The organism is Nocardia mexicana NBRC 108244, from assembly GCF_001613165.1.
Lineage (GTDB): Bacteria > Actinomycetota > Actinomycetes > Mycobacteriales > Mycobacteriaceae > Nocardia > Nocardia mexicana.
The window spans coordinates 34,543-51,289 of sequence record NZ_BDBV01000006.1; the positions used below are offsets into that span (position 1 = coordinate 34,543).

11 protein-coding genes are annotated in these 16,747 nt (G+C 70.3%); 2 read left to right on the forward strand and 9 right to left on the reverse strand.

What is annotated here, in order from left to right:
• Positions 1–91 precede the first annotated feature (91 nt).
• Entirely contained in the window at positions 92–985 is an 894-nt protein-coding gene (locus NM1_RS02920) for a Sco1979 family transcriptional regulator (protein WP_068013565.1), read from the forward strand.
• A 30-nt stretch (positions 986–1,015) separates the two neighbouring features.
• Here NM1_RS02920 and NM1_RS02925 read toward each other — a convergent pair whose 3' ends face one another.
• On the reverse strand, positions 1,016–1,636 hold the full coding sequence (locus NM1_RS02925) for a TetR/AcrR family transcriptional regulator (protein WP_068013567.1): 621 nt from the start codon (positions 1,634–1,636) through the stop codon (positions 1,016–1,018).
• Between the two features lie 91 nt (positions 1,637–1,727).
• Here NM1_RS02925 and NM1_RS02930 point away from each other — a divergent pair, with 91 nt between their 5' ends.
• Positions 1,728–3,188, forward strand: a complete 1,461-nt coding sequence (locus NM1_RS02930; RefSeq protein ID WP_068013570.1) for a carotenoid oxygenase family protein — start codon at positions 1,728–1,730, stop codon at positions 3,186–3,188.
• A gap of 359 nt (positions 3,189–3,547) precedes the next feature.
• On the opposite strand, the gene rlmN is transcribed toward NM1_RS02930, so the two are convergent.
• From rlmN to NM1_RS02970, 8 genes are all read right to left on the reverse strand, one after another.
• A complete protein-coding gene (gene rlmN, locus NM1_RS02935) occupies positions 3,548–4,657 on the reverse strand; it encodes a dual-specificity RNA methyltransferase RlmN (RefSeq protein WP_068013572.1) in 1,110 nt (369 codons plus the stop codon).
• Between the two features lie 226 nt (positions 4,658–4,883).
• Positions 4,884–7,943, reverse strand: a complete 3,060-nt coding sequence (gene fxsT / locus NM1_RS02940) for an FxSxx-COOH system tetratricopeptide repeat protein (RefSeq protein WP_147289012.1) — start codon at positions 7,941–7,943, stop codon at positions 4,884–4,886.
• 5 nt (positions 7,944–7,948) lie between these two features.
• Positions 7,949–9,223: an aKG-HExxH-type peptide beta-hydroxylase gene (locus tag NM1_RS02945; protein WP_068013576.1), complete on the reverse strand. Its 1,275-nt coding sequence runs from the start codon at positions 9,221–9,223 to the stop codon at positions 7,949–7,951.
• Complete coding sequence (locus tag NM1_RS02950; RefSeq protein ID WP_068013578.1) at positions 9,220–10,803, reverse strand: chloride channel protein; 1,584 nt, start codon at positions 10,801–10,803, stop codon at positions 9,220–9,222. The genes NM1_RS02945 and NM1_RS02950 overlap by 4 nt, the downstream gene beginning before the upstream one ends.
• A 50-nt stretch (positions 10,804–10,853) precedes the next feature.
• Positions 10,854–13,295: an SAV_2336 N-terminal domain-related protein gene (locus NM1_RS02955; protein ID WP_068013580.1), complete on the reverse strand. Its 2,442-nt coding sequence runs from the start codon at positions 13,293–13,295 to the stop codon at positions 10,854–10,856.
• Position 13,296: 1 nt separating this feature from the next.
• Positions 13,297–14,328 carry an AAA family ATPase gene (locus tag NM1_RS02960; protein WP_068013582.1) on the reverse strand — a complete coding sequence of 344 codons (1,032 nt, stop codon included), beginning with the start codon at positions 14,326–14,328 and terminating at the stop codon, positions 13,297–13,299.
• A gap of 16 nt (positions 14,329–14,344) precedes the next feature.
• On the reverse strand, positions 14,345–16,222 hold the full coding sequence (locus tag NM1_RS02965) for a S1 family peptidase (protein ID WP_169814187.1): 1,878 nt from the start codon (positions 16,220–16,222) through the stop codon (positions 14,345–14,347).
• Positions 16,223–16,229: 7 nt separating this feature from the next.
• Positions 16,230–16,571, reverse strand: coding sequence for a CU044_2847 family protein (locus NM1_RS02970; protein ID WP_157123829.1), 342 nt, complete (start codon positions 16,569–16,571; stop codon positions 16,230–16,232).
• Positions 16,572–16,747 lie beyond the last annotated feature (176 nt).

Below are 16,747 nucleotides of genomic sequence, written 5' to 3' on the forward strand. Positions count from 1 at the left end.
CGCATTACCATGGAGGCTCCGATGCATCGACGGTCACGACGCCGGGTCGCCGTGACAGCGGTGCTTCCTACCGAACCTCGGAGTGAATCCCATGGTCGCAGAACCGGTCCGGATCGACCGCATGGATCCGCTGGTCGTCGAACGAGGTCCGACGGCACTGCGGATAGCAGTCGGCAGGCAACTGCGCAAACTGCGGGAACAGTGCGGCATCACCCGCGAGGCCGCCGGTGACCACATCCGCGGTTCACACGCCAAGATCAGCCGCCTCGAACTCGGCCGGACGGGATTCAAGGAACGCGACATCCGGGATCTGCTGACGCTGTACGGCATCGCCGACGATCAGGAGTGCGACGAATTCCTGGACCTGGTCCGCAAGGCCAACGAACCCGGCTGGTGGCACCGCTACAGCGATCTGCTGCCCGCCTGGTTCGAGACCTATCTAGGCCTCGAATACGCGGCGAAGTCGATCAGAACCTTTGAGGGACAACTGGTTCCGGGCCTGCTGCAGATCGAGGAGTACACCCGCGCGGTGGTGGCGCTCGGCCACCAGAACACCGAGGCGGCAAGGCGGGTGGAGCTGCGCAGGCGGCGTCAGGAGATTCTCGACCGGCGCGGCGGCCCCACCCTGTGGGCGGTACTGGACGAGGCCGTCATGCATCGCCCGATCGGCGGCGTCGACGTCCTGCGCGCACAACTCGAACATCTGGTGGCGATGTCCGCCAGGCAGAACGTGACGATTCAGGTGCTGCCCTACGCGGCCGGCGGCCACCCGGCGGCGGGCAGCTCGTTCACGATGCTCCGCTTCGCCGAACCCGAACTCCCCGACCTGGTCTACATGGAACAACTGACCAGCGCCGCCTACCTGGACCGCCAGGACGACCTCGACCACTACCGCCAGGTCATGGAGCAGCTCACCGTGCAGGCCGAACCGCCGGAACGCTCCCGCAAACTCCTGCAGGAGAAGATCGCGAAGCTGCGCGTGTGATCGTCACCGCGCTGACACGGTGATGCCAGGTTAGGTGTTGCCGAGAACGCCGATGCACATGTGGGCACATTCGGCAGCGAGTTCCGCAGCGGTCATGGTCTCGGGATCGTCGAGCCATCGTTCGATGAGTTGGTTGACGCCGCCGGTGATGAACAGTGCCGCGCGGCGCAGCCGAGCCGGGTCGGGGGTGATTGCGAGCGCGGGGGGTGCGTGGTCGACTACCAGATCGGCGATCAGGGTGAGTACGTCGTGGCGGCGCTGCCGTAAGGCCGGGATGTCGCCCGGATCGCTGGCGACGATGCGATGGATGTGCCGATCGTTCGCGACGGTTTCGAGAAAGGCTTGCAGCGCGGCGTGCAGTCGATGCTCGGCAGGTCCGGTGCTCGATACCCCGGCCTGCACGAGGGTCGCGAGCAGTTGGTCGCGAACTTCGTCGGCGACCGCGGCGAGCAGATCCTCGCGATTGGCGAAGTGCTCGTAGAAGTAGCGGTCGGTGAGTCCGGCCGATTTGCACACCCCACGCACCGTGACCGCGGCGATCCCCGATTCTCCCCACGCGGCGCGCGCGGCGGCGACCAACCGGGCGCGGCGGTCGGCACGGCGGTCGGCGGCGCTGATACCGCCGTAGCTGCGCGGGGCCTGGCTCGTCATTGACAACACTCTAGGCGCACCCCTACATTTGCGGACATACGTCATCAGATGACAGTCGTCATCAGATTAGCGGTTCAAGGGAGAATCCACGATGACCAGCACTCGCACCGATACCTCCGCCTACCGCCAGATCACCGCGCCGCTGCTCGACGAACTCGACTACGGCATCGAACAGATCGACGGGCACCTGCCCAAGGATCTGCGCGGCACGCTGTATCGGATCGGGCCGGGTAAACATCAGGTCGGTCGCAGCCTGCTGCACAATGTGTTCGACGGCGACGGCATGATTTCCCAGTTCATCCTGGACGGCTCCGGGGTGCGGTTCCGCAACCGCTACGTCCGCACCCGCCACTTCCAGCACGGGCAGCGCTCGGACCGAATCCGGTATCGCGGTGTGGGAGGCCAGGTCCCGGGCGGCCCGCTGGCCAATATCGGGCGGCTCCCGGCCAACGTGGCCAACACCAATATCGTCAACTACGACGGCGGCCTGCTCGCCCTGTGGGAGATGGGCAACCCGCACCGCCTCGACCCCGACACCCTCGACACGTTGGGCCCCACCGATTTCGGCGGGCGGCTGGGGTTCCTCGGCGCGTTCTCCGCGCACCCGAAATGGGATCCGGTCACCGGCGACATGTACAACTTCGGTCTCGACATCCTGCCCACGCCCCGGATCCGCACCTACCGCATCGACCGCACCGGACGCCTGCATCGGCTCGCGACGATTCCGATGCTGGACCTGCCGTGGAACCACGACTTCGCCCTCACCGAACGGTATCTGGTGTTCGTCCTCGACCCAATCCTGCCGAACATCGCCAAACTGGCCCTGGCAACGCATTCGTTCATCGAATCCCTCGACTTCCACCACGCCAAGGGCACCCGGTTCCTGCTGGTCCCGAAAAACGGTGGACGCCCACGGATCATCGAGCACGAAGCCCTCCTGCACGTGCATCTCACCAACGCCTACGACGACGGTGACGACACGGTGGTCGAACTGGTGCGCCTGGACACCGACTGGGATCAGTTCCGGCGCATGACCGGCATGGTGAACACCACCGGCCCACAGGCGCCCCAGTTCCCGAACTCCCGCCTCATGCAGTACCGAATCACCCACGGCGGCACCGTGATCGAAAACGAACTCACCGACCGTTCCGGAGAATTCCCGCAATACGACTGGCGGCGCGGCACTCGCCGACACCGCTACAGCTACCTCGCCGGAGCCGGCGGCCCAGCGGGAGTGTTCAACTCCATCATCAAGGTCGACCACGACACCGGCGCGGTGACCAGCTGCGACCTCGGAGCGAGCTCGGTCGGCGAACCACTGTTCGTGCCCCGCGCCCGCGACTCCGCAGAGGACGACGGCTGGCTCCTCGCCCTCAACCACCAACTCACCGAAAACCGCTCCCAGCTCCTGATATTCAACGCCCACGACCTCGACCGAGGACCGTTGGCCACCGCCTGGCTCGACCACCACATCCCCTGGGGCTTCCACGGCACCTTCACCCATCGCATCGCCCATCCCACCGAGCCCCTGCCAGACCCGAACATCCTGTAATCCCGCTCACGGGGTTGTTCGGACCGAGCCCACCGCGGGCCTTCACCGTCACCCCGCACGGGCTTGCGTCGCGATACCTCGAGGCCAGGTCGGCAGCACGAAAATGCTTGCCGCGCAATAAGTTTGATTGCCAGCACAAATAGTCGCACATCGGCCATCCGCCCACCCGAGGCCCCAGCCAACCTCGCAATGAATACTCGACAGCATCAGCAACCGGCCGATTCTGCAGATCGCTGGTGGAATCACGCCGCCCTTGACGACGAGGCGGTGAAGCACCCCGTCAGCGACGGGACGACTTGAACATCTCGACCGCGACCACCCGTTCCCACCTCTGTCGGTGACGTGATCCGCGGACGAACCTACCCCTCCGCGGCCAACTGCCCGCAGGCTGCGGCGATCTCCTGGCCCCGCGTATCGCGGACCGTGCACGGGACGCCCTGGGCCTCCACGCGCCGGACGAATTCGCGCTCAACGGGTTTCGGGGAGGCGTCCCATTTGGAGCCCGGGGTGGGGTTCAGGGGGATCAGGTTCACGTGGACCCGGGAACCGAGGGCCTTGTGGAGTTTGGAACCCAGCATGTCCGCGCGCCAAGGGTGATCGTTGATGTCGCGGATCAGCGCGTACTCGATCGAGACACGGCGGCCGCTGGTATCGGCGTAATACCGTGCCGCATCCAGCACCTCGGCCACCGACCAGCGATTGTTCACCGGCACCAACGTATCTCGCAGCTCGTCGTCCGGCGTATGCAGGGAGACAGCCAAAGTCACCGACAGGCCCTCGTCGGCCAGCTTGCGGATCGCGGGGGCCAGGCCCACCGTCGACACCACCACATTCCGCTGCGAAATGCCGAGACCGTCGGGCGCCGGCGAGGTGATGCGCCGCACCGCGTTCACCACGCGCTTGTAGTTCGCCAGCGGCTCGCCCATGCCCATGAACACGATGTTGGACAGGCGGCCGGGGCCACCGGCGACCTCGCCGTCGCGCAGGGCGGCAGCGGCGGCGCGCACCTGGTCGACGATCTCCGCGGTGGACAGGTTGCGGTCGAGTCCGCCCTGGCCGGTCGCGCAGAACGGGCAGGCCATGCCGCAGCCCGCCTGGCTGGAGATGCACAGCGTGTTGCGGTCCGGGTAGCGCATCAGCACCGATTCCAGCAGGGTGCCGTCGCCCGCCCGCCACAGCGATTTGCGGGTCGTTCCGTCGTCGCACACCACGTGCCGCACCTCGGTCAGCAGCGGCGGGAACAGCGCCTCGGCGATCTTGGCCCGCATCGGCGCGGGCAGGTCGGTCATCTGCTCGGGATCGGCCTGCAGACGTCCGTAGTACTGCCGCGCGATCTGGTCGGCCCGGAACTTGGGCAGGCCCAGCTCCTCGACCACCCGGCGCCGCTCGGCCGCGTCGAGATCGGCGAGGTGGCGCGGCGGCATACCGCGACGCGGAGCATCGAAAACCAGCGGCAGGGGGGTTGTCATAACCCTCCCAGTGTCCCACCTCCGCGAGCGAGGATCGGCCCCGGGTAGACGAGGCCGTGATCACATCGGCACCCGGAACACATCCACAACCTCCGACGTGGTCACATCCCCACCCGGAACACATCCACAACCTCCGACGTGATCACATCCCCGCCCGGAACACATCCACAACCTCCGGCATGGTCACATCCGCACCCGGGACGCATCCCCCCAACCCGCGCCGTGGTCACATCGGCGGCGGCTCCACGTCGCAGGTGCCGCGGACGCGGTCGAAGGCCGCCCGGAATTCGGGATGGTCGCGGCCGAGAGCGGCGGCGTAGCGGTCGAGCGTGTCGTACTCCAGCTCGTCGGCCTCCTCGGTCCGGCCCAGGGCGCGCAGGTCGAGGGCCAGGTTGATCCCGCACTGCAGGGTGTAGGGATGGTCCGGCCCCCGCACCCTGCGGCTGCGGTCGAGCACGTCGGCCCCGATCTCGGCGGCCTCCTCGATCCGGCCGAGCCCGGCGAGATCGGAGGCCTCACCGCTGCGGGCCGCCAGCGTATAGGGATGGTCGGCGCCCAGCCGGACGGTGAACAGGTCGACGGCCTCGCGGTCGAGTTCCAGCGCCTCCGCGCAGCGTTCCCGGGTGCGCAGCGCCGCCGCGTAGTTGGCCGCGCACGCCGCCGTGTACGGGTGGTCGGCGTGCGCGGCCGAACACAACCGGTAGGCCTCCTCCGCCGTCGTGGCGGCGAGACCCGCATTGCCGGTGAGTCGATAGTCGTTCGCGAGATTCGTTCTCGCCGCGACGGATTCGGGATGACTGTCGCCGTAGACCCGGACATGGTCGATCAGCGTCGTCTGCTGCAACTCGCGCGCCTCGCGGTACCGCCCCGCCTTGCGGTAGGACACCGCGAGGTTCTTGCGGGCGCGCAGGATGTTCTGTTGCAGCGCATTGGGAAACAGCTCCCGGAACTCCCCCAGCACCCGTTCCTGCAGGGCCACCGACGCCTCGTACGCACCGAGCTCCCGATGGTTGCGGGCGACGTTGTTCACGCAGTGCAGCCGCAGGATGGCGTCGTCGGCCAGCAGCGGATCGCTGCGGAAACGCTCGTAGTTGCCGGCGTCCAGGTCCATCGCGTCCGCGAAGCGGCCCAGCATGCGGTAGGACACGGCGAGGTTGTGGGCCGCGCGCAGGGTCTCGATATTGTTGTCGCCCAGGCATTCCCGGGCCCACGCGTGCGACTGCTCGTTGAGTCCGACCGCCCCGGCCCAGTTTCCGGCCATGCGCATGCACGCGGCCATGAGGTCGCTGGACCAGACGTACTCCTCGGGGAACCGGCCGCGGGACTCCTCGACACCCGAACGCGCGGCCGCGGCGGCATCGTGGGCCTGCGACCAGTCACCCAGCTGCCACAGCGCGTTGCCGGTGACGATCCGGATGCGGACCACACGGATATCGTCGGTGCCCAGCATCGCCGACCAGGCCTCCGCGGCCTGCAGTCCCAGCCCGGCCGCCGCGGTCAGTTCGCCCTGGATCCGCAACGCGTCCACGACATTGCGGATCAGGTCCGGCAGCTGGGCGCACGGGTCGTCCGGATCCGCGACCAGCGGGCACGACAGCACCTCGATCTGCGCCACCTGCTGCCACAGCCACAGGTAACGGTTCCACAGCGACGGCACATCGGAGCGCTGCGGATCGGCGTCGCACAGCACGCGGTGCGCGACGTGCTGGTTGTCCTCGGCGAGCTCCCGGGGCAGGAACTCCCGGATGCCGTGCCACGGGATCGCGTGAATCTTCAGCGCGCGACCACCCTCCGTGAGCGGGTCGGCGCAGATCTCGGCCACCGAATCCCGGGTCACCAGGTCGAGGACCCGCTTGCGGCGATGCTCGTTGCCCAGTGCCTCGGCGAGTTCCGCGGGCAGCCGCGCCCCCGGCCGCCGCTCGGTGCCGGGCAGCTGCGATATCAACAGCGCCAAGGGAATCGGCTGATCCGCGGCGAAGCACGTCAGCAGCCGCAGCAGGTGCCCGGCCGCCCAGGCGTCCGAGCCCGGCGGCTCGTCGAGCAGCGGGCGCAGCGAGTCGCCGATGATCGAGGTGGCCCGCTTGTACACGCCCGGCTCGTCCTGCAGCAGCACGAACGGCTCGGACCGCACCCGCGCCAGCAGCGCCTCGTCGACGGCGTCGGTGCCCCGGGATCCGCGGTGCGCCAACGCGTTCAGCAGCACCGGGCTGCCGTCGACGGCGCTGCTGAACCGCTCCGCCAGCCGCTCGGGCAGGCCGTGCACGTGCCGCTGCAGCAGGGCCGCGCCCTCGTCGACGGTGAACATCGGCACCGCAACCGGACGCGGGTTGTCCCAGTCGGCGACCTTCGAGGTGAACAGCACGTGGCCGGGACCGTCCCACGGCACCATGTCCGACAGCCGCGCCGGTTTGCGCGGCAGCGGCAGTTCCTCACCCGCGGTGCGGTAGTGGTCCGGCGTCACGTTGTCGTAGACGATCAGATACCGCTTGGCGGACCGCCGCAGCGCCGCCACCACGTCGTGGTGCCGGGTGGCGCGCGGCAGCGAATCCGGCAGGCCCAGCGGCCCGGCCAGCTGGCCCAGCTCGGTGCGCATGACCGCGCCGTTCTCCCCCGAGATCCAGGCGATGAGGTCGTACTGCGACCGGAACCGGTGCACGTAGGCCGCGGCCAGCCACGTCTTGCCGCTGCCCGCCACCCCGGTGAGCACCGCCGCACCCGCGGTATCCAGCTGGGATCGGATCCGGTCGAGTTCGCGGTCGCGGCCGTAGAACCAGGCCGGTTGATACCGGGGCAGGCTCTTGGACTGGAAGTCGACGAACATCTCCTGGCGCGGATACCGCACGGGCGTGCGGCCCGCCTGGCGCAGCCGCTCTCCCGCCGCGGCGGGGTCGGCGCCCAACGCCTGCAACACCTTCGACCGCGCCTGCGCCTCGTCGGGCAGCAGCCGCAGGTCCACTGCGGCGATCCGGCCCGCCTCGGACGGAACCTCGGCGGCGGTGCCGACGATGACCGCGAGCAGACCGGCCGGATCGGTTTCGGCCTTGCGCCAGTCCTCGGGCGCGAGCGCGGCGGCGTGCACGAAGCTGCCGCTGATCACCAGGATGGCCGAACCGGCACCGGCCGCGCCGGTGAGTTCCCACTCCGCCCCGACCAGCCGGGTCCGGATGTCGAACCCGGCCTCGGTGCCGATCTGCTGTAGCCACAGCGCCCAGACCGTGTCCTCGGGGGCGTGGACCACGTCGATCGGCTCGGCCATCGGGGTCGAGTGCGGTGCACTGGGCGCCACGTCGCTTACTCCCATCGCACTGTCGGGACGGCCGCACGGCCGTCGGGATCCGTTACGGCGGCGCGCCGCATCAGAGTCACGAAACGTCGGCCGGCCGGGGTGAGCCGGTCCGACTCGAGCAGGGTGTCACACGCGGCGAGGGTCTGGTCCCGGACTTCTGCCGTATCGGGTACGGATTCGGCAATCCCGTTGGCGGCGAGCCGCCCCCACAGCCGCCCCACGGCCAGGTGCGCGTATATGCCGTGGAGCACCGCGCTGGTCGGCCGGGGCTCACGACGCCAGGGCGAGGGCAGCGCGGCCGGGCCGTCGGTCTCGATCAGCGGCACGATCTCCATCAGGGCGCTCAGCTTCGAATGCTGGAATTCGTGCAGCAGCCCGGTGGCGGCGGCCACGGTGTCGGCGGGCAGCACCATGGCCGCCGCGCCGAAGGAGTCCGCCAGGGTGGAGCTGCGGAACGGGCAGGTGTCCCGGGACCTCGGCAGTACCGCTTGGAAGCCGCGCGACAACGGGGCGGCCAGTTCGGGGACCGCGGTGTCCAGCAGCCGCACGGACTCGTCGAACAATCGCTGCCAGGCGCCGAATTCGCTGTCGCTCCAGGGTTTCCAGCGCTGGTCCGGGTGCACCGGCGCGATATCGGGCCACGCCGACGGCGTGGGCGGCAAGTCGTCGAATTCGATGCTCACGGCCCCGGCGGGCGGGCGCGCGGTCAGCCACCGCAGCGGGGTCCATCGACGGCCCGCCAGCAGCGGTTCGGCGGTGCCGCAGTAGCGCACCCGCGCGGTGTCCCCGGCCCGACCGGTCCAGCAGCCCAGCCCGGGCACCACCACGGCGTCGCCGACCTGCGGCACCTCGAGGTCGAAGTCGATCCGGGCCCGCATCGCCGCCCCGGCGGCGAAGGAGGCCAGGTGCGCGATCGGCACCTCGTCCGAGCCTTCCCGGCCGTCGCCGAGACCGGCCGCGCACACCGCCACCCAGGCCCCGAATCGCGGGTGCTGCACCGTATTTCGAACCACCTCGGGATCGTGTCGCTGCACCGTCACGAGCGTGTCGAAGCCCGCCCGGGCGATGCGGCGCTGTGGATCGTCGGGCCCGTCGCGCAGCACGGCCGCCAGGAAGGCGAGATTGCGGCTGGCCCGGGCGCGCTGCAGCAGCGCCAGCGTCCCCGGCGCGTCGGCGAGGACGGCGAGCGCGTCGATATCGGCATCGGACACCGACACCACATCCGGCTCCGCACCGCTCCCCGTCCCCGACACCATGGCCGCCTCCGTCGCGGCGCTCACGCGCCACCGGCGTTGTGGCCGGCGAAGATGATCCCCACCGAGGCACGGCGATGCAGCGCCGTGCGGTACGCCTGCACCACCTCGGGCCGGTGCGCGCTGAGCAACTCGTCGAGCGGCAGATCGGCCAGATCCGGTACGCCCCGTGCGGATTCGGGCTCCATCGCGCAACCTCCCCCCGGCGAACCGGATCGAGCCCGGTACCGCGACCGGATTCCGCCGATCGTTGCACTCACCCTGGCTCTCTTCCTCGAAGCAACTGCTTTCAAAATAGCCGAAATACGCCACTCCGAAACCCGCAATTGCCGGTAGCGCCTTGGGAATTGACGCTCGGCCTGGCTCCGGAACAGGGTGATGTCGCGGGTGCACGCGGCCGCGATCGCGACGGCGACCACCAGCCCCACCGGCGGCAGCGCCCCGCCGCTGGACTCGAGGGCCAGCGCGATCGCCGCCAGCGGCGTGCGCACGGCCGGGCCGAGGCATGCCGCCATCCCGGTGATGGTGAACGCCGCCGCCGATCCGGGCTGCAGTCCGGCCTCGAACGCGAGCCGCCAGCACAGCGCTCCCGTGGTCGCGCCGATCACCATGGCGGGCCCGAACACCCCGCCGACGCCCCCGGTGTGCAGCGTCACCGACGTGGCCGCGATCTTCACCAGAGGCAGCGCGACCAGCAGCCACAGCGGCAGCGCGGCGACCGCGACCTGCGACAAACCCATCGACACGATGCCGTAGCCGGTGCCGAGCGTCATCGGCAGGAAGATCCCGACAGTGCCCAGCGCCGCACCCGCCACCGCCGCCGTGACCACCGGCCACCGCCGCATCGGCGCGGTCAGGCGGCCCACCGTGTGGAACGTCCACACGTACAGCCGGGCCACCAGCGCACACACCAGACCCACCGCGGCCAGCAGGGCGGTGCTGCCCGGATCCCACAGCGCGCCGAAATCGGCGACCCCGAACATCGGCCGGTATCCGTACACGGCGACGAAGATCCAGAAGGCGATCGGCACTGCGGGCAACGCGAAAATCATTGCCGCCCAATCGATACCGCGACGGCGCAGGAGCTCACCGGCCAGCAGCACCCCGCCGATCGGCGCCTGGAACAGGGCGCCGACGCCCGCCCCCAGCGCGGCCACGACGACCAGGCCGCTCTCGCCCGGAGTCAGCCGCAGCCGACGGCCGACGGCCGCGCTCAGCGACGCCGACACCTGGGCGACCGGGCCCTCGGTACCACCCGATCCACCGGAGCCGAGGGTCACCGCGGTCCCGCCGAGCTTGCTGAGCGCGCCCCGCACGGTCAGCCCGGACAGGTCACGCCCGTTGACGGCGTTGATGACCCCGTCGGTCCCGTTCACCTGCGGGCCCCCGAGCCGGGACAGCAGCACCGCCGTCACCATGCCGCCCGCGACCAGCAGCGGCAGCAGCCACGCGCCGCGATCACGCAGCGGTTCCACCGGCGCGTACCACAGCCCGGCACCGATCGGCTCCAGCGGCAGGACCGAGCCCAGCAATCCGTGCGTGGTCACGTCCAGCAGTGCCCGCAGCGCGACCGCGCCGAGCCCGGCCGCGACCGCGGCCAACAACACCGCCGACCAGCGAACGCCCCACCTCCGAGGTCGTGACCGATCGGCGCCGCTCATCGCGGTCCGTCGTGAGCACCACCGGCGGCATCGAGCAGTTCGCAAGCCTCCGAGACGGCCGCGGTATGCGGCCGCGGGGCGGTCGACAGGACGCTGGACAGGGTGGCCGCGATCGCCGGGGGCAGCGCACCCGTCGTGACGGCGTGCACGACGCGAGTGACGGCCTGGCGCAGGGCCTCGTCGCTCTCCGGCACCGGCACGGTCGGTAGTAGTCGGGCCGCGTAGCGGAACTGCTCGGTGATGCGATCGGCGAGTTCGTCACGGGGATAGGCGGATTGCGTGGCGATGTCCAGATAGGCCCGCGCGATCTTCAACATCAGGATCGCCGTCCGGTCCCCGGTGCCGCCGTCGCCGATGTTGCCGCCCTTGGTGAATTCGTCACCGGTGCTCTCGGTCGTCGAACGCCCGGCCGCCAGATACAGATCCACCGCCTCCCACCCGTGCAGCGGCTCGCCGGTGACCTCCGACCGCCACAGCGTGGCATCGCCCAGTCGTTCGGACAGTTCGGCGCGGGCCGGATCCTCGGTCTCGGTGGTGTCGAGCGCGGTGCGCAGCACCCGGGTGGCATCGGTCAGGAATTCGCCGCCACCGACCGCGGTGAAGCGCCGCAGCAGCAGGTCCCCCAGCCGCACCAGCGCGGTCGTCGGCTCGTCGGTGTCGGGGGCCTCGTCCAGCGCCGCCTTGGAGACGGCGATCGCCTCGTCCAGATCGGCCGCGTCCCCGCGGCTTTCCCAGCGGCGTAGCAGCAGCCCGCTCAGCATCGCCAGCAGTTCGGCGCGCTCGGGACGACCCACCGGCACGGTCTCGAGGGCACGGCGCGCGGCGCCCAGCGCCGACTCGTCGTCGCCCAGCCGCGCGGCCGCGGCGGCCTCGCGCACGACGGTGTCGTAGCGGCGCTGCTCCTCCTCGCTCGGCGGCCGATCCCGCGGATCCGGAAAGTTGGGTGCGATGCGACGCAGCGTGTCGGGAGACAGGTAGGCGAAGGGCGAGCCGTCGCCCTCGGCCGGGCGCGAGACGGCCGCGCGGAACACCGGGCCCGGGACGTCGTAGCGCTGCACGATGAACTGCGAGGCCGCGGCCAGCACCCGGGCCGCCTCGCTGCGCGGAATGCCGTCGCGCAGGATCTCGGCGACATCCGGACGGAACGCGAAGACCCGGCTGTCCTCGGGAATCGTGTAGGGCGGCGCGGATCTCGCCGTCGTGTCCTCGATCAGGCCACCGGCCAGCACCTCGGCCAGCACGCTCGGCTTGCTGCCGGGCAGCACCGCCTGCTGCACCAGCCGCATGATCGGCAGCAGCAGCGGCACCTGGGCGAGGCTCGCCGCCAGCCGGAACGCCTCCGGCGTCGACGCCGCACGGAACCGCCGCACCCGTTCCAGGGCGTGGCGGCCCAGCTGCCGGTCCTGCCGGACCGCCAAGGTGCTCACGGAGTTCGGATCGGGCGGCTCGCCCCGCCGCAGCAGCGGGTACCCGGCGGTGCGGCGCTGCCCGGCCAGCAGCTGGGCCCACGGCCGGATCCAGCCGGGTGTCAGTTCCAGCACCGGGATGGCGGTGGTCGGCGTGCCCGCGGGTGCGACCAGGCGCAGCGGCGAGGGACGGTCGGGGATCACGGAAGTTATTCGTCCGTGGCCCCATTGCAGACCGGTGCGGCGCCACAGGCTGTTGGGGAGCGGCTGCACGATCGCCACCGGCGACAGCGCCGCGAGCCGTTCCAGCTGCGCCGCCGCGCTCCCCCACCCCCAGGCGTCCCCCAGGCAGGCGGTGAACACCATGACGACGCGGCGCCCCGACGGATCGGCCAGCGCCGAGAGCGGGCGGTCGGCGGAGCGGCGGGCGCCGGTGGCCAAACGCAGTGTCCCGGCGTCGTCTTCGTCGAGATACCACACGGTGACCTGGCGGAATCCGACCGAATCCACGAGTCGCCGCACCGCGGCGGCCAGCCCGCTCCAGGCCGCCATCGACGAATGGCGGTCGAAGACCAGCGCCGCGTCGCGCCGACGCACCAGCTTCGGCGTGGTGACCGGCCACGCGACGCCGGTAAGAGCGGTGCGGTCCACGGACGCGTCCTCGTCGAAGACGCTCTCGCGGGGATCGGGCAGCCGCTGACCCAGCGGGCGCAGGTCGCCGAGCAGGCTCGGACCCGACTCCAGCGGCGAGGGTGCGGGCACGTCGATCTCGGTGCGGGCGGGCCAGGCGCCGGGAATTCCGGGCGGCGTCACCGCGCCGGAATCGCGCGGCAGCAGCGCATGGGCCGTCCCCGCGTCCGGGAGCGGGGGCGGCATGGCTTCGGGTTCGATCGGCGGCGGCGAATGCTGCTGCGCGACAGCCGAATCCGGCTGGTCGGTAATGTGCTTCGCCAGATACAGCGCCTCGGCCACGGTGTCACCGTCGACATCCAGCCCGCGCAGCGCCTCGAGGAGTTCGGAAAGGCTCTCCACCTCAGCCTCCGGTGTCCGTGGGCTGCATGAGCCGCTCGGCCAGGCGCTGCCGGTCCACCTCCGCGCCGTCGGCCCGCGTGGCCTGGGTCAACACGTGCAGGGCGATCAGCAGTCGGTCGGTCGGCAGCGTCCCCAGCTCGCTGCGTCGTCTGATAAAAGTGTCGATGATATCGCCGTATTCGTCCACCACCGATCCGCCGAGATGCGCGGCGACCACCCGCTCCAGCTGCGCCCGCTCGGGCCGCTCCAGCCGCAGCTGCAGGCAGCGCCGCAGGAACGCCGGGGGGAATTCCCGCTCGCCGTTACTGGTCATGACGATCACCGGGAAGGCACTGCACTGCACGAAACCCTCACGCACGCCGACTCTTTCGCGGCCCTCATGGGTGAAGACCTCGACCTCCGGCCGGTGCGCGCGGATACGGCGCAGCTCATCGATCTGGTATTCGCCGTTCTCGAATACGTGCAGCAGATCGTTGGGGAGATCGACATCCGCCTTATCGATCTCATCGATCAGCAGCACCCGCGGTTTCGCATACGGCAGCAGCGCGGTGCCCAGCGGACCGAGCGTGATGTAGTCCGCCAGCCCCTCCGCGTCGTCGTCCGCCTCGCGGACCCGGCGGATCTGCGCCTCCTCGAAGCGGCGCAGCGCATCGTAGGTGTACAGGCCGTCGCGCAGGACGCTGCGGCTGGTGATGGGCCAGTGCAGGATCGGGCCCAGCTCCAGCTCGCGCGCGATCAGATACGCCAGTGAGGACTTGCCCAGCCCGGGCGCACCGGTGACCAGCAGCGGCCGGCGGCACAGCAGCGCGGCGTTGATCACGTCGAGATCGGCCGATCGCAGCTGATGCGCGCCGATCCCGTCGCGGCCGAGCTTGCGGCTGATCTGGGTGGGCTGATCGGGCTGCTCCTGCGGGAAGGGCAGCAGCGGATGCCCGGTGAACGTCCGGGCGATCATCGGCGGCGGCACGGCATCCCACGCGTCCGGGCGCGGATCGCTCGTACCGCGGAATACATGCCAACTCGGTGCGGTCATGGCCACTCCCCTCCCATCACGCCGGACCCGCCAGCGGAGGCGGACGCCGCCTGCTCTGACCTGGTATATCGACTATGTAGACAACCTTGCGCCAGAAACGATCTCGTTCCTCGGATTCCTCCCGCGCCCGCTGCGCACGCCAGATCTGGTCGTGCCAGTCGACCGGCGAGCGCCCGCCCAGGCGCCGGGTCAGCCGGGCCCGGAAGTCGCTGCCCGCGCATTCCACACCGCAGGCCGGGTGGGCGGCGCACCGCTCGTTGCGCCACAGCGTCACCGGCAGCGCGTTGGTCGCCGACGCGGTGAGCACGTGGGTCGTCGGCGGTTCGGTGACGCCCAGCGCATCGTGCGGGCCGTCCCCGGCGTCGTCGGGCGCGAACAGCGCCTGCAGGGTGGCCAGCCGCTCCGCGCGCGGGTCGTCGCACCGCAGCCAGAACAGGGCGTCGAACTCCCGCTGCCGCAGCCGATTCCACCGCTCCTCGAGTTCGACGAGCTGCTCGTCGCTCTTCTCCCAGGTGCAGCTGCGCCGCAGCCGCATCGCGAATTTGCTGCTGAACGGCCGCTCGTCGGGCCGCAGCCACTCGTACAGCGGTTCCTCGGTCAGGTGCTCGTCCGGCAGCGCCACGACGATCTCCACCGCGTCGCGCGGGGCGTTGATATTGCTCAAATGCCTGTGCAGCGCGGACTTCAGGGCATCCTTGGCATGGTCGTAGCCGGGGTACCGGCCCTCCTGGCCGAGCGGGATGATCTCCTGATCGCCGAATTTCTGCGCCACCTCGAACCGGTACGGCACCGGGGCGCACTCGTCGGTGCGTGGGCCCTCCTCCGGCACGATGACGCCGAACAGCCTGGTGACCGCCACCGAGACCGGGCGCGGCGCCAGAAACATCCGTTCGAATTCCGGATAGTCGCGCGGCGGGATGATCTTCTTCGGGATCCGCCGCAGGCCCTCGGCGACCGCCGAATCGGGCGGCAGGTGGTTCGGCGCCAGCGCACAGAACCTGGCCAGGTCGAACTCCCGGTTCTGACTCTCGGTGCCGACGTATTCGGCGACGTCACGCAGGGTGATCAGGCGGCCGGGGGCGGGCGGGAAGGTATCCCGGAACAGCTCCCCGACCAGGCCGCTGGAGACCCCGCGCTCCGCCGCGATCGTGAGCCGGGCCAGCCAGCCGTGCACCTCGACCAGCCAGCGCCGCACCATCGCCTCCGGGCCGACCAGGCGATCCGCCCACGCCTGCTCGTCGCGGTGATGGCCGTCGTGCGCGAGGACGATCTCCTCGTACAGCCCCGGCACGCGCAGCCGCCGCAGCCCCTCCAGGAGGTAGGCGATCGCACCGCCCTGCGCGGCCGCGATGTTCTCGCTCGCCTTGACGAACCCGACCACGCCGCCGTGCCGGGTCGACCACACCGGACCGCCCGACATGCCCCGGATGACTCCCCGGTCCCCGTCGATGGTGAAGAAACGCGACGGCAAGTGGGTGTCGCGGACGTGGTAGCCGTGATAGATCTCCACGACCCGCTCGACATAGCTCGGATTCAGTGCGCTGATGAGCAATTCGTCGCGCGGGGCCAGCGCGGGTTCGGCCATCAGCACGCAGGGCGCCGTCACCAGGTCCGGGCGCTCCAGGCGCAGCACGGCGTGGTCGTCGAAATCCCACCGGCCGCCCTCGGGGGGAGGCGGGGAGGCGGCGACGACCTCGGCGATGCACTCGCTGCCCTCGCCGAACGACAGCCGCACGCGGCCGTTGTCCACACCGGCGGCGACGTGCGCCGCCGTCACCGCATAGCCCGGGGCCACACGAAACGCGGTACCGACCCGCTCGGCACCGGCCCGATCCGGCGCCACCGCCGCGGTAGCCCCTTTCAGCAACACCTCGATATCAGCGTGCACCGGCACGGCACTATCACCCCTTCGCCTGCTCCCCGGCAGGTGGAGGGGCACCAAGATCCCAGTCGAGCTTGACCTTCAGCGTGGCCTTGAGTCCGCCCGACGCCAGCACCGCCACGACGCGACCCGCGTCCAGTGACAGCTCCAGCCCGAATTCCACCGATACCCGGTCCGCCCTCAGGCCTTCGACGCTCTGATGGACCGATGTCGCAACACTTTTGATCGTGGGGGTGAGGTTCTCCAGCTTGAAACGGTCACGCAATCCGACGTCCACGCCGCCCTGCTCGGGAACATCCTCCTCGAGCCTGGCGTAGACGACGGTGCCGTCGGGCATCTCCACACGATCGACGTGTGCCATGCCTACCCCCAGTTCCCGTGAATGGGCTGTGCGCCAACAGTACCGGCCAGGTCACCGCGCGACACCGGAAACGCCCGGATCACCCCACAGTGGTCACCCGACCACAACCCTCCGATCCGGCGTGCCTGCATTAAATCACCGAAACGCCTTGAGCAGCAAGATTTTTCGAGCAATTC

Bases quoted from the DNA above. Each gene is read 5' to 3' on its own strand.
- NM1_RS02920 (WP_068013565.1), top strand. From the start codon at position 92: ATGGTCGCAGAACCGGTCCGGATCGACCGCATGGATCCGCTGGTCGTC.
- NM1_RS02925 (WP_068013567.1), bottom strand. From the start codon at position 1,636: ATGACGAGCCAGGCCCCGCGCAGCTACGGCGGTATCAGCGCCGCCGAC.
- NM1_RS02930 (WP_068013570.1), top strand. From the start codon at position 1,728: ATGACCAGCACTCGCACCGATACCTCCGCCTACCGCCAGATCACCGCG.
- rlmN (WP_068013572.1), bottom strand. From the start codon at position 4,657: ATGACAACCCCCCTGCCGCTGGTTTTCGATGCTCCGCGTCGCGGTATG.
- NM1_RS02960 (WP_068013582.1), bottom strand. From the start codon at position 14,328: ATGACCGCACCGAGTTGGCATGTATTCCGCGGTACGAGCGATCCGCGC.
- NM1_RS02970 (WP_157123829.1), bottom strand. From the start codon at position 16,571: ATGGCACACGTCGATCGTGTGGAGATGCCCGACGGCACCGTCGTCTAC.